General features: G+C 47.1%; 16 protein-coding genes and 1 riboswitch. Of the genes, 1 reads left to right on the top strand and 15 read right to left on the bottom strand.

Features of this window, described 5'->3' with window-relative positions; translation table 11 throughout:
- Nucleotides 1–8: 8 nt before the first annotated feature.
- The 6 genes from NC238_05870 to NC238_05895 form a co-directional block, all read right to left on the bottom strand.
- The gene (locus NC238_05870; GenBank protein ID MCM1565469.1) at nucleotides 9–1,232 is read right to left on the bottom strand and encodes an amidohydrolase family protein; all 1,224 of its coding nucleotides are present in this window, start codon (nucleotides 1,230–1,232) and stop codon (nucleotides 9–11) included.
- A gap of 201 nt (nucleotides 1,233–1,433) precedes the next feature.
- Nucleotides 1,434–3,572 (bottom strand): RNA-binding transcriptional accessory protein, encoded by a 2,139-nt coding sequence (locus NC238_05875; GenBank protein MCM1565470.1) that lies wholly within the window; start codon nucleotides 3,570–3,572, stop codon nucleotides 1,434–1,436.
- Between the two features lie 172 nt (nucleotides 3,573–3,744).
- Nucleotides 3,745–4,095 carry a type II toxin-antitoxin system PemK/MazF family toxin gene (locus NC238_05880; GenBank protein MCM1565471.1) on the bottom strand — a complete coding sequence of 117 codons (351 nt, stop codon included), beginning with the start codon at nucleotides 4,093–4,095 and terminating at the stop codon, nucleotides 3,745–3,747.
- On the bottom strand, nucleotides 4,085–4,372 hold the full coding sequence (locus NC238_05885; protein ID MCM1565472.1) for a ribbon-helix-helix protein, CopG family: 288 nt from the start codon (nucleotides 4,370–4,372) through the stop codon (nucleotides 4,085–4,087). Before NC238_05885 ends, NC238_05880 begins: the two co-directional genes overlap by 11 nt.
- Before the next feature lie 159 nt (nucleotides 4,373–4,531).
- Nucleotides 4,532–5,332, bottom strand: a complete 801-nt coding sequence (locus NC238_05890; protein ID MCM1565473.1) for a glutamine amidotransferase — start codon at nucleotides 5,330–5,332, stop codon at nucleotides 4,532–4,534.
- A complete protein-coding gene (locus tag NC238_05895; protein MCM1565474.1) occupies nucleotides 5,329–6,756 on the bottom strand; it encodes a MurT ligase domain-containing protein in 1,428 nt (475 codons plus the stop codon). Before NC238_05895 ends, NC238_05890 begins: the two co-directional genes overlap by 4 nt.
- A 244-nt stretch (nucleotides 6,757–7,000) precedes the next feature.
- On the opposite strand from NC238_05895, the gene NC238_05900 reads away from it, so the two are divergent.
- A complete protein-coding gene (locus NC238_05900) occupies nucleotides 7,001–7,507 on the top strand; it encodes a gamma carbonic anhydrase family protein (GenBank protein ID MCM1565475.1) in 507 nt (168 codons plus the stop codon).
- 127 nt (nucleotides 7,508–7,634) lie between these two features.
- Here the strand turns inward: NC238_05900 and NC238_05905 are convergent, their stop codons facing one another.
- From NC238_05905 to NC238_05945, 9 genes are all read right to left on the bottom strand, one after another.
- The gene (locus NC238_05905) at nucleotides 7,635–8,075 is read right to left on the bottom strand and encodes an MOSC domain-containing protein (protein MCM1565476.1); all 441 of its coding nucleotides are present in this window, start codon (nucleotides 8,073–8,075) and stop codon (nucleotides 7,635–7,637) included.
- 16 nt (nucleotides 8,076–8,091) lie between these two features.
- Nucleotides 8,092–8,589, bottom strand: a complete 498-nt coding sequence (mobB, locus tag NC238_05910; GenBank protein ID MCM1565477.1) for a molybdopterin-guanine dinucleotide biosynthesis protein B — start codon at nucleotides 8,587–8,589, stop codon at nucleotides 8,092–8,094.
- A gap of 26 nt (nucleotides 8,590–8,615) precedes the next feature.
- Complete coding sequence (locus NC238_05915; GenBank protein ID MCM1565478.1) at nucleotides 8,616–9,110, bottom strand: MogA/MoaB family molybdenum cofactor biosynthesis protein; 495 nt, start codon at nucleotides 9,108–9,110, stop codon at nucleotides 8,616–8,618.
- Between the two features lie 110 nt (nucleotides 9,111–9,220).
- Nucleotides 9,221–9,709: a cyclic pyranopterin monophosphate synthase MoaC gene (gene moaC / locus NC238_05920; protein MCM1565479.1), complete on the bottom strand. Its 489-nt coding sequence runs from the start codon at nucleotides 9,707–9,709 to the stop codon at nucleotides 9,221–9,223.
- 8 nt (nucleotides 9,710–9,717) lie between these two features.
- The gene (moaA, locus tag NC238_05925; protein ID MCM1565480.1) at nucleotides 9,718–10,680 is read right to left on the bottom strand and encodes a GTP 3',8-cyclase MoaA; all 963 of its coding nucleotides are present in this window, start codon (nucleotides 10,678–10,680) and stop codon (nucleotides 9,718–9,720) included.
- 52 nt (nucleotides 10,681–10,732) lie between these two features.
- Complete coding sequence (locus NC238_05930) at nucleotides 10,733–11,752, bottom strand: molybdopterin-binding protein (GenBank protein MCM1565481.1); 1,020 nt, start codon at nucleotides 11,750–11,752, stop codon at nucleotides 10,733–10,735.
- A gap of 89 nt (nucleotides 11,753–11,841) precedes the next feature.
- Entirely contained in the window at nucleotides 11,842–13,059 is a 1,218-nt protein-coding gene (locus NC238_05935) for a molybdopterin molybdotransferase MoeA (protein ID MCM1565482.1), read from the bottom strand.
- 73 nt (nucleotides 13,060–13,132) lie between these two features.
- A riboswitch (molybdenum cofactor riboswitch) is annotated at nucleotides 13,133–13,267 on the bottom strand.
- Between the two features lie 376 nt (nucleotides 13,268–13,643).
- Nucleotides 13,644–15,845: a molybdopterin-dependent oxidoreductase gene (locus NC238_05940; GenBank protein ID MCM1565483.1), complete on the bottom strand. Its 2,202-nt coding sequence runs from the start codon at nucleotides 15,843–15,845 to the stop codon at nucleotides 13,644–13,646.
- 92 nt (nucleotides 15,846–15,937) lie between these two features.
- Entirely contained in the window at nucleotides 15,938–17,230 is a 1,293-nt protein-coding gene (locus NC238_05945) for a radical SAM protein (GenBank protein MCM1565484.1), read from the bottom strand.
- Between the last annotated feature and the right edge of the window lie 206 nt (nucleotides 17,231–17,436).

The raw sequence follows: 17,436 nt of genomic DNA on the forward strand, positions 1-17,436 counted from the left end.
CTCCCGTCTCACTCGGGCTTTACGATCAGACCATTGATCAATACTGTACGGGGCGTGGCCTCAAAATTGAGCGGCTTGCCCTCCCATACGACAATATCAGCATCTTTTCCTACTTCCAGAGATCCGACTCTGTCAGCTACTCCGAGTATTTCAGCCGGCCAGATCGTGATTGCTTTCAGCGCATCTTCTTCCTCAAGTCCGTTGCGGACAGCCATCGCTGCACACAGCGGCAGATGCTCGATAGGGGTGACGGAATGATCAGTGATGATCGCTATTTTAAGTCCTGCTTTGTTCAATACTCCCGGCGTGCTGAATGTTTTATCTTTAAGCTCTACTTTAGCCCTGTTTGTGAAAGAAGGACCGACAGCCGCTGGATAGCCATACTGCTGAAGAACATCGGCAATTTTATGCCCTTCAGTACAGTGATCCAGAACAAGGTCCACGTCAAACTCGCGGGCTATACGGATAGCAGTCATGATATCATCTGTCCTGTGGGCATGCGCTCTGAGCGGTATTTTTTTGTCCAGTACAAGATTGATGGTTTCAAGCCCCAGGTCCCGTTCAGGAAGTTTGTCCAAATCCTTTTGGCCTTGTTCCAATTTCTCCCGATAGTTTTGAGCATCCACCAACGCCTGCCGGAGCAAGGCTGCAGTTCCCATCCGCGTCATCGGCATTTTTTTCTGTTCTCCGTATACAAATTTGGGGTTTTCACCAAACGCAATTTTGAGTCCCGCAGGATCTCTCAGGATCATTTCTTCGACCACACGACCCGCCGTTTTGACAACAACACCTGTACCCCCAATGACATTTGCACTTCCGGGGCAGGTAAAAGCAGCGGTGACTCCTCCGAGCCGTGCATCCCTGAAGCCTTCATCTTCAGGATGAATTCCGTCAATTGCACGAAGTTCTGGGGTCAGGGGATCCGTCATTTCATTCAGGTCGTCACCTTCATGCTGATAGATTTCTTCTCCAATCCCGACGTGGCAGTGCGCATCAATGAAACCAGGCAAAACCCATTTTCCCCTGGCGGACACAATATGTACCGGCTCTTCTGTACTTAGGCCAAACATTTCTCTGAACGCACTTTCTTCGTCTTCATCTGCCTCCGCAGCCGAATGCTTTATAATTTTTGCAATTTTACTGTCTTTGACCAAAATACTCCCTGTAAATTCAGGCTCTCCGGTCATCGGCTTGATATTTCCGCCGGCAATAATGATCTGTTGATTGCTCATATGAAATATTTCCTCACTTTAAGGTATTATCGTACAAATACATTATAATGGCTATTTAAACGCCTTCACGCTTCCTGTACCGTCGTCCATGCTGCGCTCACAGCGAAACTGTGGCCCCCAGACTGATTTATAGAGTTTTTTTCAGAAGATCTTCATGCCTGAATGTTACTCTTTGTATGAAGTTATTTCAAGAATGATTTATTAAATATCCTTCATCGAGAGGCTGACTCGACCTCTGGCGTGATCAATACTGAGGACTCTGACCTTCACGATATCGCCGACCGAGATAACTTCCATCGGATGTCTGACATAACTGTTGCTGAGTTCCGAAATATGAACCAATCCGTCATTCTTGACGCCAATATCGACGAATGCGCCAAAGTCAACAATGTTCCTGACCGTCCCTTCCAGACTTATTCCTACCTGCAGATCCTCCAATTTAGTGATATCTTGACGCAGCAGCGGGCGCGGCAGGTCTTCACGCGGATCCCTCCCCGGTCTCAGCAAAGCCTCGAGAATATCTTTAACAGTCGGTACGCCTGCCTGAAGTTCCTCAGCCAACTCCTCAGCGCTGAAACCTCCCAACGCAGCGCGCACCTGCTCCGGATTTGTTTTGAGGTTCATCGCTGTTAAATTGGCTTTCTTCAGGATTGCCGAGGCGACATCATAAGACTCTGGATGAACCGGTGTGTTTTCCAGACAATTATTTCCATCCGGCAACCGGATAAAACCGGCACATTGTATATAGGTCTGCTCCCCGAGCCGGGATACCTTCTTCAGTTCTTCCCTGCAACGGAATTTGCCGTTCTTCTCCCTGTAGGAAACAATATTTTTGGCGACTGTATAATTCAATCCGGAGACAAATTTCAGAATAGACGGAGAAGCTGTATTCAAGTTGACTCCGACTGTATTGACGCAGGATTCGACGACACCGCCCAGCGAGCTTTCCAAAACCCTAGGCTGGATATCGTGCTGATACTGACCAACGCCGATTGCTTTCGGTTCAATCTTGACAAGCTCAGCCAAAGGATCCTGCAATCTGCGGGCGATGGATACCGCGCTTCTCAGCGAAAGATCAAAATCCGGGAATTCTTCTTTGGCCAGTGGCGAAGCCGAATATACCGAAGCCCCTGCCTCGCTGACAATAATGTATTCCAACGGAAGCCCGCTTTCCCGGATGAATTCGGTGACAAGCTCCTCCGTTTCGCGGGAAGCTGTTCCATTGCCGATTGCAATAATCTGGACGCCATACTGCTCCACCACTTTGGCAATGAGCTGTTTGGCTTCTTGCTTTTTATTCTGTGGAGGGTTTGGATAGATCACCCCTACCTCTCCAAGCTTTCCTGTATCATCGATCAGCGCCCACTTACAGCCTGTCCTGTAACCGGGATCGAGCCCCATGATCACTTTATCTCTTACCGGCGGCTGCAGCAGAAGCTGCCGCAAGTTGGCGGAAAACACTTTGACAGCTTGTTCTCCTGCCCTGCTGGTAATCTCGGCCCGGATCTCCCTTTCGATTGATGGGTAGATCAGCCGCTTATAGCTATCCTGCAAGGCCTCTTTCATCAACTCCTGGCAGGGGCCCCCCTGCAGGTATTTCTTTTCCAGTAATTGCAGAATCTTATCCGCTTCAATCTCAAGCCCTACGGAAAGGAATTCTTCCTTTTCTCCTCTGTTCAAAGCCAGAACCCGGTGCGGCGGAATTTTACGGACAGGTTCCTTATATTCATAGTACATCTCATACGGCGAACGCTCTTCTTTTTTTGCCTTGGCTGTGATTTCTGCCCATTCATAGATCCTGGTCCGGACTAGTTTTCTTGTTTCCGCATCATCGGAAACGTTCTCGGCAATTATATCCTGGGCCCCGCTCAAGGCCTCAGCAGCATCATGGACACCCAAATCGGGATTAAGATACTTAGCGGCCTCTTCCTGCAGGCTTCCTTCGGCAGGCTGGTTGAATAACCAATCCGCCAGAGGCTCCAAACCCTTTTCTCTGGCTATCGAGGCCCTGGTTCTTTTTTTCTGCTTGTACGGCCGGTACAAGTCTTCGACTTCCTGCAGTTTGGCGGCAGCTTCTATTTTGGATCTCAAACCGTCATCTAGCTTGCCCTGTTCGTTAATCAAGCGAATGACTTCCTCTTTTCTGAGCTCCAGGTTCCTGATATATTCCAGCCGATCTGCCATGGTTCTGAGTACAGTTTCATCCAATTCTCCGGTTGCTTCTTTGCGGTAGCGTGCAATAAACGGAATGGTATTCCCCTGGTCCAGGAGCTTTACCGTTTCCCCGACCTGCCAGGTTTTCAATCCTAACTCCCTCGAAATGACGCTAATAAAGTCCATTATGTTTTTTCCTCCAATCATGGGAACATGGGGACGTTTCTTTTGCCCCTTCGAGGGGATAAAAGAAACGTCCCCATGTCTCCCCTCCGTATAAAAAACAGCGTCAGGTGTTAGAAGCCTGTACGCTGCGTTATTCCGTACTATGTAATTTGGCCTCATCCATTGAAATCCTTCAGATCTCTGTCAGCCCAAGGCTTATTTCAATAGCTTCATCAACCCTGAGCATTACTTCCTCATCGAGCACTGCGACTTTTTCCTTCAAACGGCTCTTATCGATCGTTCTGATTTGTTCAGTCAAAATAACAGAATCTCTTTCCAAACCACTTCGTTTCGCTTTGACTTCCACATGGGTCGGCAGTTTGGCTTTTGAAATCTGGGATGTAATCGCTGCGATAATTGTTGTCGGGCTATACTGGTTTCCAATATCATTCTGAATAACCAAGACCGGCCTGGTGCCGCCTTGTTCAGAACCTACAACGGGGTTTAGTTCCGCATAAAAAATCTCCCCGCGTTTAATACTCATACCCGACACTCCAAGCTAGTTTCCCTTCATAACGCATGGTTGCCTCTTCTTCAGCCTGGCATAAATCTACTGCCATCGACAGGTTGATTTGAGCCATTTCAACATATCCCTGCCGCATCTGCTCTCGTATTCCTGCTTTTCGCCGTTCAATCAATACACTGTAAACAGCTTCTTTGATAAAATCACTCCGGTTTAACTTCTCTGACGATACGATTTCGTCTACTTCCTCAATAATGCTTTCCGGCAAACATACAACAATACGCCTAGTCTCTGCCAAGCAAGGCACCCCCTTCATGGCCACGGAAGGCCCCATTAAGCAATCCTATTTTATTATAGCGACTCACCCTCTAAAGTGTCAACGAAGACACGGCCGGGTACAAGCAATATTCAATCATTCTTTCTGATTTTCAGCATGTAATTTTTTCCTATTGGAATCCTATTTAGATCCGGTTATGGATCCTGCCGTAAGAAAACGCTCTATAACCGCATGATGTGCTGCTTTTTCCAGAGAGTCTTCTAGCATTTGAAGCTGATAAGCCGGATCCTTTCTTCTTGTCGCCAGACCCAGCAGCAGGTCGGCAATATGGGGATTTTTAGGCAGCAACGGTCCATGAAGGTAAGTTCCAAAAACATTTTTATACCGTACACCCTCCTGTAAATCCTCTCCGTTATTGCCATAACCCCTCAGCACTCTTCCCAAGGAATTCAGCTCTGGTCCAAGATAGGTCTTCCCGGAATGGTTCTCAAATCCGACCATGGTATTGTGCACCCCAACTTCATCGGACTGCCGGGAAATGTTTTCTGACATGGAACCCAAAAGCTCAGATGACATTTCAACAATGGCATTGCCGATCAGTCGTTTATTTCCAGCAATAGTATAGAAGTCCAGTATGCCTAGTCCCGAAATTTTCTCCCCGTCTCCGGTCTGATAATACTGCCCCAAAAGCTGGTAACCGCCGCAAATGGTCAACATGACAAGTCCATCGTCGATCGCTGCTTTAAGCTCTGAGGATCTTGTGCTTAAATCCTGAACCAAAAGGCTTTGCTCCCGGTCTGAGCCGCCCCCTAGAAAAAGAATATCCGCCTCGGAAAAATTCATTTCTTCCCCCAAAGATATTCTGCGTATCTCGACATCAATGCCGCGCCACCTGCATCTGGCAGCCAGCGCTAGAACATTTCCTCTGTCGCCGTATAAATCAAGCAAATCCGGATAAAGATGAAAAATGGTGAGCTTCATATATTTACCGCCTTACGCTGTTTTTCTCCGGTTTTTCTTCTCACCAGAATATCCCGCATCGGGAAAAGGGCAGTGTAGGTTGGCAGAATAAATACGGCTTCTCCCTCTGCTATGCTTGCAGCCGCCTCAACCGCTGACACCGTGTTGGCGCTTGGCTGTTCCAGCATCTCCACCGCTTTTTCCAGAGAATGTTCCATTGTAATTCTGTCTTCCTTAATTCCGGCATACTTCAGTCGCAAAGCCATGTCCTCAGCTCTTAAACCGGAGCATATGATTTGTTTCACGTCATCCTGACGCAAAGCCAAAATTTCAAAGTCGACATCCCATAACCAAGATATATCCCGGCCATCGGCCGCCAGATCGTTAATCGCAATCAGCAAGCGGACAGACCGAGGCAGTTCTGCAATGGTATGGATGACCTGATTAAAACCTGTTGGATTTTTCACCAGGGTCAACGTTGCCTCACATCCGGGAAGCGAAAACTGTTCCATTCGCCCGGCATCGGAAACATACCGGTTCAGTCCGGCACCAATATCCTCTCTGGATATCTGCAGACGGTCCGCAGCACAGAAAGCTGCCAGTGCGTTATACAGATTATAATACCCTTGCAAAGGTACCTGATAGACGCGGTCGTCATGGTCATCATCTATCCTGAACGAGATCTCCCTGCTTTCCACTTTGACTTCTTTCGTTTCAATATAAGGATCAGGCCGGCTGAAACCGCAGCCAGGACACCTATAGTACCCTAACTGACCGTAATGAAACAGCGTGTAAGACAATTCCTGACCACAGTGCGAACAGTATCGTCCTTCCCGCGTTTCCGTGCTGTCGGCAGAGCTTGTGGGCAGTGTGCTTACCCCAAAGTAAAATACACCTTTCCGGCCGGTTCCGATCTGAGCAACTAGCGGATCATCCGCATTCAGCACCAGTTCTGTTGCGGCAGGCAGCGACTCTTTTACCAGCTTGATCGTCGTATCCAATTCGCCATACCTATCCAACTGATCCCGAAAGAAATTCGTAATCACAGCAAGTCGTGGAGTCAGCTGCCTGCATAGCCCCGGCAGTGTAGCCTCATCCACTTCGAGCAGCAGGACAGAAGCTTGCGGCATGCCGGCAAATGTAGTATTCTGCAGTAATACTCCTGTAATCCCCGTAAGCATATTGGCCCCTTCCCGGTTAAAAGCAATCTTTTTTCCGGCTGTCTTCAGGATGGAAGCGAGTAGGTTGTTCGTTGTCGTTTTGCCGTTGGTCCCCGTAATAATCACCGCGCCTTCCGCAAAACTGGAAGCCAAAAGGCCAATAATATTGGGGCAAATCTTAAGCGCAATAAATCCAGGGAAGGTTGTGCCTTTCTTCCCCAAAAGCCGCATCAATATCAATACGATTTTTCCTGTCCAAAGCGCCAGGTAGAAACGGATTTTCATCAGGAGCTGCTCCTTATTTTTTAGTTGTTGTAACAACATACTTCTTTGTTATTTCCAAACATTCTTAAACATCCCTATTAATATAACCTAACTTACACCTAAAATAAACAGCAACTTAAGGGCTTGCTTGTTTTTCAAGAAAATTTGACTGGTGCCAAGCTTTTAGCGGCAGGCCCTTCTCGACAAAAGCTGTCCTGGAATCTATAATATTTTTAAAGATAAAAAGCAGGGAGCAAGCAATCCTATGATCATTCCCTATCGGGGCGTTAGGCCGTCGGTGGCAGAAACTGTCTATGTGGCGGACGGCGCAAAAATCATTGGCAGCGTAACCATCGGGGACCACGCAAGTATCTGGTTCAATTGTGTTCTGCGCGGAGATATTGCCCCGATTACCATCGGTCAAAGAACAAACATTCAGGACTTAAGTGTTATCCATGTGAATACCGATCTGCCGACACTTATTGAAGATGAGGTTTCTGTCGGCCATGGTTGTATCCTCCACAGTTGTACGATTCGTAAAGGCTCTCTGATCGGGATGGGTGCAATCATCATGAACGAAGCTGTCATTGGTGAAAATTCGATTGTGGGCGCTGGCTCCCTGGTCCCGGAAAGAAAGATATTTCCTCCAAAATCACTGATTCTTGGCTCTCCCGCCAGGGTAATCAGAGAAATTACCCCGGAAGAATTGATATCCATTCGCCAAATAGCAGAGAGGTACGTGGCCAAAGGCCAGGAATATCTTTTTCAATGATACCCGATATAGTTATTGTCTTTGCCGTAAAAAAAAGATAGCTGAAATACTTTATCAACTATCTTTTTTATCTGTTTTTTTGTAAGCGTAATGCCCGGTTAGTTGTATACCGATAGCTAAAAATGGTTTACTGTTTCACGACCACAATACTGTCCCCCGGTTTAATCCATCCCGGAGACAGGACTTTGGTAAAAATCCCCTCACGCGGCATCACGCAGTCCCCGGCAAGCCGTTTAATGGCGCATCCGCTGTTATGGCATTGTTTGCCGATCTGGGTCACTTCCATCAGCGTCTCACCGATTTTAAGCTTTGTACCAATGGGAAGCTCATACAGAATAATGCCTTCGGTCGTGAGGTTTTCCGCAAATCTACCGTTATCCAGCCCGGTGAGTCCGGCCTGTTTTAATTTTTCAACACTTTCTGTCCCAAGCAAGCTGACCTGTCTGTGCCAGTTGGCAGCATGCGCATCCCCTACTAAACCATGATCCACTTTAAAATAGCCTTTTTCAATTTCTTGCTTCGGAACCCCTGTTGTTTCACTAATATTGACAGCAATTATTTTTGGCATTCGGGTACCCCTTCCTTTAAGACAAATATTTCTCGACGATAAGATCCGCTACAGCTTGATAATCGTTGATATCGATCACCGGAACCGGAACTGCAAGATCATTGATATCCGTGATAACACCAATTAAATTCTCCAAAGGTGAAACAATAGCGGTGCCTACTTCTCTTCGTACAACTTCAAACCGTGGTCTTTGGGACATTTTGAATCCTTCAACCAGGATGATATCGATGTCTTCAATCATCGCAATCACATCTTCAATATCTTTCTTCATCTCGGTTTTCTGAATGATAGCATATTGGTCTGGCCCGATAATCGCCGTAGATCTTGCACCTGCCTCGGCAAACCGCCAACTGTCTTTACCTGGTTGATCGATATTGAAGCGGTGAGCATCGCTCTTGATCACACCGACCTTGAAGCCGCGTTCCGTCATTTCTCTGATGAGCTTTTCCAAGAAAGTTGTCTTTCCGGTACCTGATTTCGCAGCAACAAAACATATGACTGGAACATCATTCACAGTGCTCTCCCCCTGTCTGTTGTTTGTTAAATTGGCTGCGCACACTCTTCGGCAGTCCCTTTTAGAATTTCTATACCGTGCTCCAACGACTGCAGAGCAACAGTCAGACATTCTTTAACACCTTTAGGGCTTCCCGGTAAATTGATAATCACGGTTTTGCCTCTGATCCCGGCGGCCGCTCTGGAAAGCATCGCTCTGGGCGTGACCTTCAGGCTCTCCAGTCTCATCGCCTCGGGAATTCCCGGAGTGAGCCTTTCGACGACAGCCAGCGTAGCTTCCGGGGTCACATCCCTCGGTGAAAACCCAGTTCCTCCGGTCGTGAATATCACATCAACTTTGCATTCGTCGGCATATTCAATCAGCTTGGCTTCAATGATCTTCTGTTCATCCGGAACAATTTCCAGAATCCTAACTTCCCAGCCGATCTCTTCAACCATATTTTTAATGACCTGCCCGCTTAAGTCCTCGCGTTCTCCTCTGGATCCTTTGTCACTGGCTGTGATAACACCTACAGTGATCATCGTCTTTCACCTCTTTAAAGTTTTTTGAATAGTACGTCTGTCATTTTTGTTCTGGATATCTTGTTCATTTCTTGTTCATAATTTGTTATTTATTAAGTCTCTTAAATATTTTATTTTGTTTTATCCGACCGGACATAATTGCCGCTTTTGCCGCCGGACTTGCTGACCAGACAGATATCCCCGATCGCCATATCCTTTTCTGCGGCCTTGCACATGTCATAGATGGTAAGCGCTGCGACAGAAACTCCCGTAAGGGCTTCCATTTCGACGCCGGTCTGGCCGGAGTTATTAACTGTTACCTGAATTTCAATCTTGCTTTCCTGGTCGTTGATTTTAAAAGAAACATCTATTCCCGACAACAGCAGCGGGTGGCACATCGGAATAATATCAGAAGTCTTTTTGGCACCCATGATACCTGCAACCTGCGACACCGCCAGTACATCCCCTTTAGCCATGAGCCCCTCCTTGACTAGCGTCAGGGTTTCAGGCTTCATCCGGATCTCGCCGCGTGCTACCGCCACGCGAGCGGTTTCAGCCTTTCCGCTTACGTCAACCATTCTGGACCTTCCCTCTTCATTGAAATGTGTCAGTTCACTCATGTTATTTTTCACCCGCCTATTTCATGCATATTTCTTATTACCGGCTGATAATCACTGCTCTGGATACAATGCCGGGTAGGTTTTGCCATGATTCCATCCATCAGAAACTTCTCAAGTCCGTTTTCACCGTAATTTCGAATATCGATCTCGACATTGGAATGAAGACATGGTTTCAATTTGCCGTCGGGCGTAATCCTGATTCGGTTACAGTAATTGCAGAAATGGCTGCTTAACGGGCTGATCAGACCAACCTTGCCTTTGCTGTTCGGAAGTTTGTAGAGACGCGCTACGCTGCCATGTCTTTTAAACGGCAACGGGATCAACATCGGTACTCTTTTCAGTATTTCTTCGTTGGACAAGAAATGCTCCTGGCCCCACGCTCCGGCTTCCCCGATCGGCATAAGCTCAATAAAACGAACTTCGATATCATGATCCATCGTCATCGCGACAAAATCTTCGATTTCATTGTCGTTGAATCCGCCAATAAGAACGACATTGATCTTTAATGGGAATAGTTTTGCTTCTTTTGCCGCCCTGATCCCTTCCAGAACATCCTGGACATTACCGGAGCGGGTAATTTCCTTATATTTTGCCGGATCCATGCTGTCAATACTAATATTGACCCGCGTCAACCCAGCCTTTTTCAGGTCATCCGCATATTTTTCCAGAAGCAGCCCGTTAGTCGTGAGTCCCAGTTCCTTGAGTCCTTTGTTTTTCAGCAAGGCAATATTTTGGACCAGATCCATGATCCCTCTCCTTACCAATGGCTCTCCGCCAGTGAGCCTGATCTTGGTGATTCCGAGTTTAACGGCTGTCTCGGCAATTTTCTCCATAGTTTCCAGGCTTAAGATATCGCAGCGTTCTTTTTTCTCAATACCTTCTTCCGGCATACAGTACGTACATTTTAAATTGCATAAATCCGTTACAGATATTCTTAAATAATTGATATCCCTGCCATATGCATCGATCATTATCTCAACTCCCCACTTTACACTCGTATACCCGTACACTGGATGAAAATTCTTATCTGCAGAAATAGCAGTTTGGATATTGACACATCTGGCAGTTCAAACATAAACCGCCTTCCCCCATGCGGATAAAATCATTTTTGTTCAGTGTCTCTCCAGCAAAGATCTTCGGGAGTACCGCATCCAGGACAGTCGTCTTGTAATAGGCGGCAGCTCCGGGTACGCCTAAGATAGGTATCCCATTCAGATAAGCCAGCATAAACATATTGCCGGGCTGAACAGGAACACCATAAGTTACAACATCTGCACCGGTACTCCTGATCGCCCCAGGAGTAAGATCATCGGGATCTACGGACATCCCCCCGGTCATAATAATCATGTCGGCTTTTTGCTCCATATAACCTGTGATCTTCGCTTGAATCAATTCCAATTCATCAGGGCAATATTCCTGACCGATGATTTCCGCGCCAAAATACTCAAGTTTTTTCCTGATCACAGGCCCAAATTTATCTTTGATCCTTCCTTTATACACTTCACTTCCGGTAATCACAATCCCAACCCTGAGCTTTTTATACGGCTCAACATGAAATACCGGACCATAAAGGGTGCATAATTCTTCTACTTTGCAAATATTTTCTTCTTTGGTAACAAGCGGTATAATCCTGGTTGCTGCAACTTTCTGATTAACTTCAACCTTGAAATTATTCGGTAGGGACGGTATCGTAACATGTTCAATCGAATTGATTTCGTGCAGCAATGAGCTTTTGATCCTCAGCAAACCTTTTTGAGTCGAAATCAACGTAGTTTTACCTTCCTGAGGTTCCGAAAAACTGATGTTCTGACCCATGACAGCTTGTGCCATTCTGATCGCAGCATCGTCTTCATGGATTTCATCGGCATTTTCTTCCCAGACGTAGATGTGCTCTTTACCAAGACTCAACAGTTCCTCGATATCTTCCTGCTTGATCACATGATTTCTTTTAAAAGCGGGGCCTTTGAATTCCCCAGGAATCACTTTGGTTATATCGTGGCAAAGGGTCATTCCAACTGCATCCTGGACTGCTATTTTTTTCATTTTTATTCATCTCCTTAGGCCATAAAATCGTATAACAGCTTCTTATTTGATTCCCATTCTTATTGAATTCCAACTTTTTCATTTTGCTTCTATTCAATGATATAAGCGGTTAATTTTTCACCGGCTTTGACTGGTCCGCTCTTTTCCGGAATTTCCGCCAGGATATCACAGCCGAGCATGGAGCGCAGCACACCATTGCCTTGTTCTCCGGTCGATTCCATGATGACCATACCATTCTCGTAAAGCATTCTGCCGCGTAAAAATCTTCGGCGAGGACTTGATTTTCGGAAATCCTTCTTCAGGGTCACTTCAATCTTTCGATAACAATAATCCCTTCTGCCAGTCATTTTTTTAATGTAGGGGACAGCCATCAGCTGAAAAGTTACCATTGCTGCGGCCGGATTGCCTGACAAGCCGATCAGCATCTTCCCGTCCTTCACTGCGGCTAGACACGGTGAGCCCGGTTTAATCTCAATTTTCCAGAAAAGTGTTTCGGCGCCAAGATAATCGGCTGCATGCCGGATCACGTCATAGTCTCCCACCGATACGCCTCCAGTCGTCAGTACCAATTCGGCCTGCTTCCAAGCCTCTTCAACCAGGGCTGCAACATCTTCTTTCTTGTCTTTGCAGATCCCCATCACGACAGGCTCTACACCAAGTGAACGGAGATAGCCTTGGAGTGTATAGCTGTTGCTGTTTCGGATCTTACCGGGAGCTAGAGGCTCCGTTACATCACGCAGTTCGTCTCCGGTAGAGATAATCGCAATTTTTGGACGTTTATAAACCAGCACTTCCGCAATACCGAGGGAGGCCATCAGCCCCATCAGCGGTGCCGTAACAACGGTTCCCTCAGCCGCTATCAGATCACCTACAGCAATATCTTCACCCGCAGGCACGATATCTTCACCGTGCATGAAGGCCTTTGAAACAGATATCTTGCTACCCTGAACTTCTACCTCTTCAAATTTGACAACTGCATCCGCGCCTTCAGGGATCGGAGCTCCTGTCAAAATTTTAATTGCCTGACCCTTGCTGACAGCGTTTTGGGCCGTATAACCTGCCGGCACTTCTTCAATCACCTCAAAGGTGACCGGATTAGCTTCGCTGGCTTCCGCAGTATCTTCGGCCCTGAAAACAAAACCGTCATAAGGTGAACGCGAAAACGGCGGAATGTTTTCCCTGGCAACAATATCCTCTGCCAGCACTCTACCAAGGGTATCCGCTAAATGATTATTCTCCTTTTCGGTCAAAGGACAATAATCAAATATCAAACTTTGGGCTTCTTCCAACGAAATATTTTTTTGCATGCATATCCTCCTTATTAATCACAAAAATCCTGCACGGACATGCAGGATAAAGATTTTTGGCTTGGCAAACAAACCAATTCTTTTCACATCTCCTTCGCAATACAGCAAGTAATAGAATTTCTTCTACTACTCCGTGGACTTTGTCCAGACCTTGCATCCATAGCAGCATTGCAACTTTAGGATCCAAGGCTCGGAGAAAAATATTCTTATGTTGTGATCTGCCGACTCCTTTGCTTATATTCCCTTGCTGAAGGGGTTACCCTACTAGGTGAACACTCCTAGTAGGGTTATATAAAGGGAAGGAACACACCCAAGGGTAATGGCACGGTAAGATAGATTATACTTATCATACTTGTTCCTTATTCAATAATCAATACAAAATATGTGCCAGTTTCAGATTAGATTCGCTTGTCGTCGTGAATAATCGGTCAAACCTTGAAAAATGCCAGTCTTGTTATCACCGAGCATATTTTTATTCCGTTCAGCAATGCTGTCATTTCTCAAAACGAGTCATATTTTGAATTGAATAAAAATTTTCAAAACAGGAATTGGCATGCGTTTTATTTGTTGTTTCACTTGTTATTTTACACCCGTTGTACCCGGCAGTTCAAGCCATTATATGTCCAAGTTCCAACCAAAGGATCAGAAGTTTCAAAGTCACCATTGGTCAGGACATTCGCGTTACTAATCCATAATCCTCCCAGAGTAGGCTCAGATGTTGGCATTTCCGGATACCACCAGCCATATTCTAGGCTAACGACATCATTGCACATCTCCGAAATTTTCAAAGTAAATTCAGCTTTCCCGCGTTCTGTTTCAACCCGCACCCGGCAGCCGTCATCCAAGCCGAGGCTTTTAGCCGTGGCTGCGCTTATTTCTGCGAGTGGTTCAGGATGAACAGCCCGGAACTGGTCGAACTGGTGAAAGCTCGATGCATAAAAAGGCTGAAAACGGGCCCCGGTGACCAGCCCTAACGGGAATTCGGCATTCGGCTTTGGTGTCGGCTTCGGAACCGGCAGTTGGTCCGCCCCGATTTCTTTCAGGAATTCACTGCATAATTCCACTTTGCCGCTAATGGTGGCAAAGCCTCTGGGCTTTCCTGTCTCCGGATCCGTCTCCGCATACTTGTAATACGAATTTGGCTGGTCGTACAGACCGGTACAGCAGTATTCCTCCCACGTAATGCCCGCCGGTGCTAGAGAGGCCTCCTGGGCGTCGCGATATGTTTCCCACGGCCATTCCTGGGGGTCCTGCCCGAGGCGCTGGCCGAGTTCCTTCCAAAAGTAAAAGTCGGCACGCCGTTCATAATAAGGTTCAACGGCCTGATCGCCACCATAAGCAATGTTTGCTGTGCCGGCTTTGGTCTCGATCAAGGGACGCTCCAGGACACCGGCCCCCGGCAGGATATAGTCTGCCAGCATCGAAGTTGGTGTTTGGAATAACTCCAGAACAATTAAAAGGTCCAGACTTTTCAAGGCTTCATAAATCAGATGCGTATCCGCCTGTGTCAGAAGGGGGTTAGACGCCATGACGATCAGGGATCTCACCGGATAAGGCTTCCCTGTCAACATCGCCTTCCAGACCAAGTTCGGATGGGTTGAGGTTAGGTAGCGCATCGGCAGCCTTTTCTGATGCTTCATGGTCAGCTTGCGTACTGAGGCATAGCCTGTGTAGGCCTGCAGACGCAGTTTGTCCTTGGCAATATATTTCGGAGCGAGTGTCCCAGCAAAGCGCTCACTCAGCTCTAGATCAAGTTCGGGAATAAAGTCCGGCATTTCGCTGATATGAGAAGCCCCGGGACGGTCTACATTCCCGGTGATTGCGCGCAGGATGGACAGGGCCCTGTGAGTCGGAACGCTATTCGGTCCAAGCTGGTCAATTCCACGGCCGCTGTGTAACGTTGCCGGACCGCCGGATGCATAAAGACGAGCCACTTCGCTGACCATATCTGCCGAAATGCCGGTAATGCTTTCGACGTAGCCGGGTGAATACGGAAGCAGGTGTTCGGCAAGCTGTTCGAAGCCGTGACACCATGTTTCAACAAATTGCTTATCATATAATTTCTCAGCGATAATCTCATGAAGAATCCCCAGGGCAAGGACCGCGTCTGTTCCCGGACGGACGGCCAGCCAGTGCGTGGCTTTCTGCGCAGACAAGGTTCTTCTCGGATCCACCACAATCAGCGGTTTTCCTGTAAGGCTGAATTCTTTGATTGTCCGCCACAATAAATTGTTGTCTGACTCGGCCGGATTTACTCCCCAAAGGATCAGACAAGATGTTTCTTCGGGACTCAGTTCCATATCGATCGGCCAGCCATACGTCAGCGTGTTGATCCAGATTCCCGGATTCCAGCATATCTGACCAATGCCGATGTTATTCGGACTGCCAAACAGGCTCATAAAACGATGCAAAGGCCAGTAGGTCGTATGAGGGCCGCCGATGCTCGTCGCAAGCACTTCAGGACCGTACTTTTCTTTCAGCAACTTCAGCTTTACAGCAATTTCATCGAGAGCCTGATCCCAGGATATCCGCTCCCACTGTCCGCTGCCGCGTTCCCCAACCCTTTTCAGCGGATAGTTAATCCGTTGGGGATGATCCATCACTTCAGGAGCCATCCGCCAGCGCCTGCAGCCGTGTTGAATGGTCTCGTCTCCAGGAAAACGGGTAGGGTCAGGTCTTACTTCCGTAACTTTTCCATTTTCAACCGTTGCGATCAAACCGCACTGGTATCCGCAGAACCGGCAGTTCGTTTGGACCTCTTTTATTCCTACACAGTTTTTTTGCATAAAAATTCCTCTGTCTTTAAAATATATTATCTGTACATCGGTATTACTGTTCTATCTGTCTAAAAGACCCTATGTTTTTTATATTCGATGTCTTAAATTTTACTCAGTCTCTTCCCATCCATATTCGTCAGTTGGTAGGAGCAGAATGGCACCAAACATCCATCTTTACGAGCTACAGTCATGCTGCATTCCTGTAACCTCTTCAGATCCAGGCTGAACCCATCCATATAATTCATGATCACAACGGTCAAACCGAACCCTAGATCCGGATATTTCCTGAAAGCGATATCCCCCAATACCGACCCCTGCGGGCTGTCCGGGTCGAACGCCTCGATATATTCCTCCCGCGTGATCTTTCGTGTGAACGGCAGAAATTTCCCCTGATCCTCAATGATATACGTTGCTGAAGAGCACAACGGGTGGGAACACCCTAAAGGCAAAAAGTCATAAACCTTAATGAGACCGTTGCTTTGTTCCTCAATCATAAAAATCACGTCCCCCATGGTCAGCCGTTTCTGCATCACGACATCAAAACGGCCCGAACCAAAAGCAGGCTGATAAGCAAGACCGGCGATCACATCCCTGTTCTGCAGCGCGAAATTCAACACATCGCCCATTTGATTCTGGTTGATGCCTTCTATCACGGTCATTGCGAGTACAACCTGAACGCCGGCTTTCCGGCAATTTTCAATCGCCTGTAATTTAATGTACAACAGGTTTTCACCCCTGATTTGTTCATATACTTCGCCGGTTAATCCGTCGAACTGCATATAAATACCGCTGATCCCGGCTTCGGCAAGATTAATGATATAGTCGGGGTTTTGGGCAATCACAACGCCATTCGTATTCACTTCAATATAATCAAAACCAATTCTTCTTCCCATCCGGACAATCTCAGGCAAATTTTTACAGATGGTCGGCTCACCACCGGTCAGCTGAATACTGGTTTGGGGGCCTGACTGTTTCAGAATCGCTTTATACTTATCTTCTATCATCTGAAGGTCAAAGTCATTTTGAGTTACACCCTTAGCGGCTTCGGCAGCCATAAAGCAAACCGGGCAGCGCAGGTTGCAGCGTTCGGTCACTTCGATCTCTGCCAAGGTACAATGGCGAAGATGGGAAGCACACAGACCGCAGTCATTCGGACAGCCTTCTCTGACCTGTCTCGGTAATTGCGGTTTTTTCAGAGGAAGCCGGAAATCGTTCATCCAACGATAGTGATCAACATCCGGCCAAAGATACGTGATGACCGGTCCATGATCAGGGCAGCTCTTTTCCAGATAGACGGCCCTGTCCCGAACGACGACTTCGGCATAAACAACCTTGAGGCAGACCGGGCAGACGCTTTTGGTATGGTCCAAGACAGCGGGATCATTTTTCTGCATGGCTCAATCTCCTTAACTATTTCATTTCGACTGGTACATTGCGAAACCGCTCGTCATTATTCCTGATCACCGGGTAATTCGCTTTCTTTCATTGAATACTTTCATTAAACTTGGTTTTCTATGCAGCATATCTAGATCAATTATAACCATAAAAATATGAACGTAGGAGGATAAAAGTACGAATAAATCTACTAACATCAAAAAGT

Source organism: Dehalobacter sp. (genome assembly GCA_023667845.1).
In the GTDB taxonomy this organism is placed as follows: Bacteria; Bacillota; Desulfitobacteriia; order Desulfitobacteriales; family Syntrophobotulaceae; genus Dehalobacter.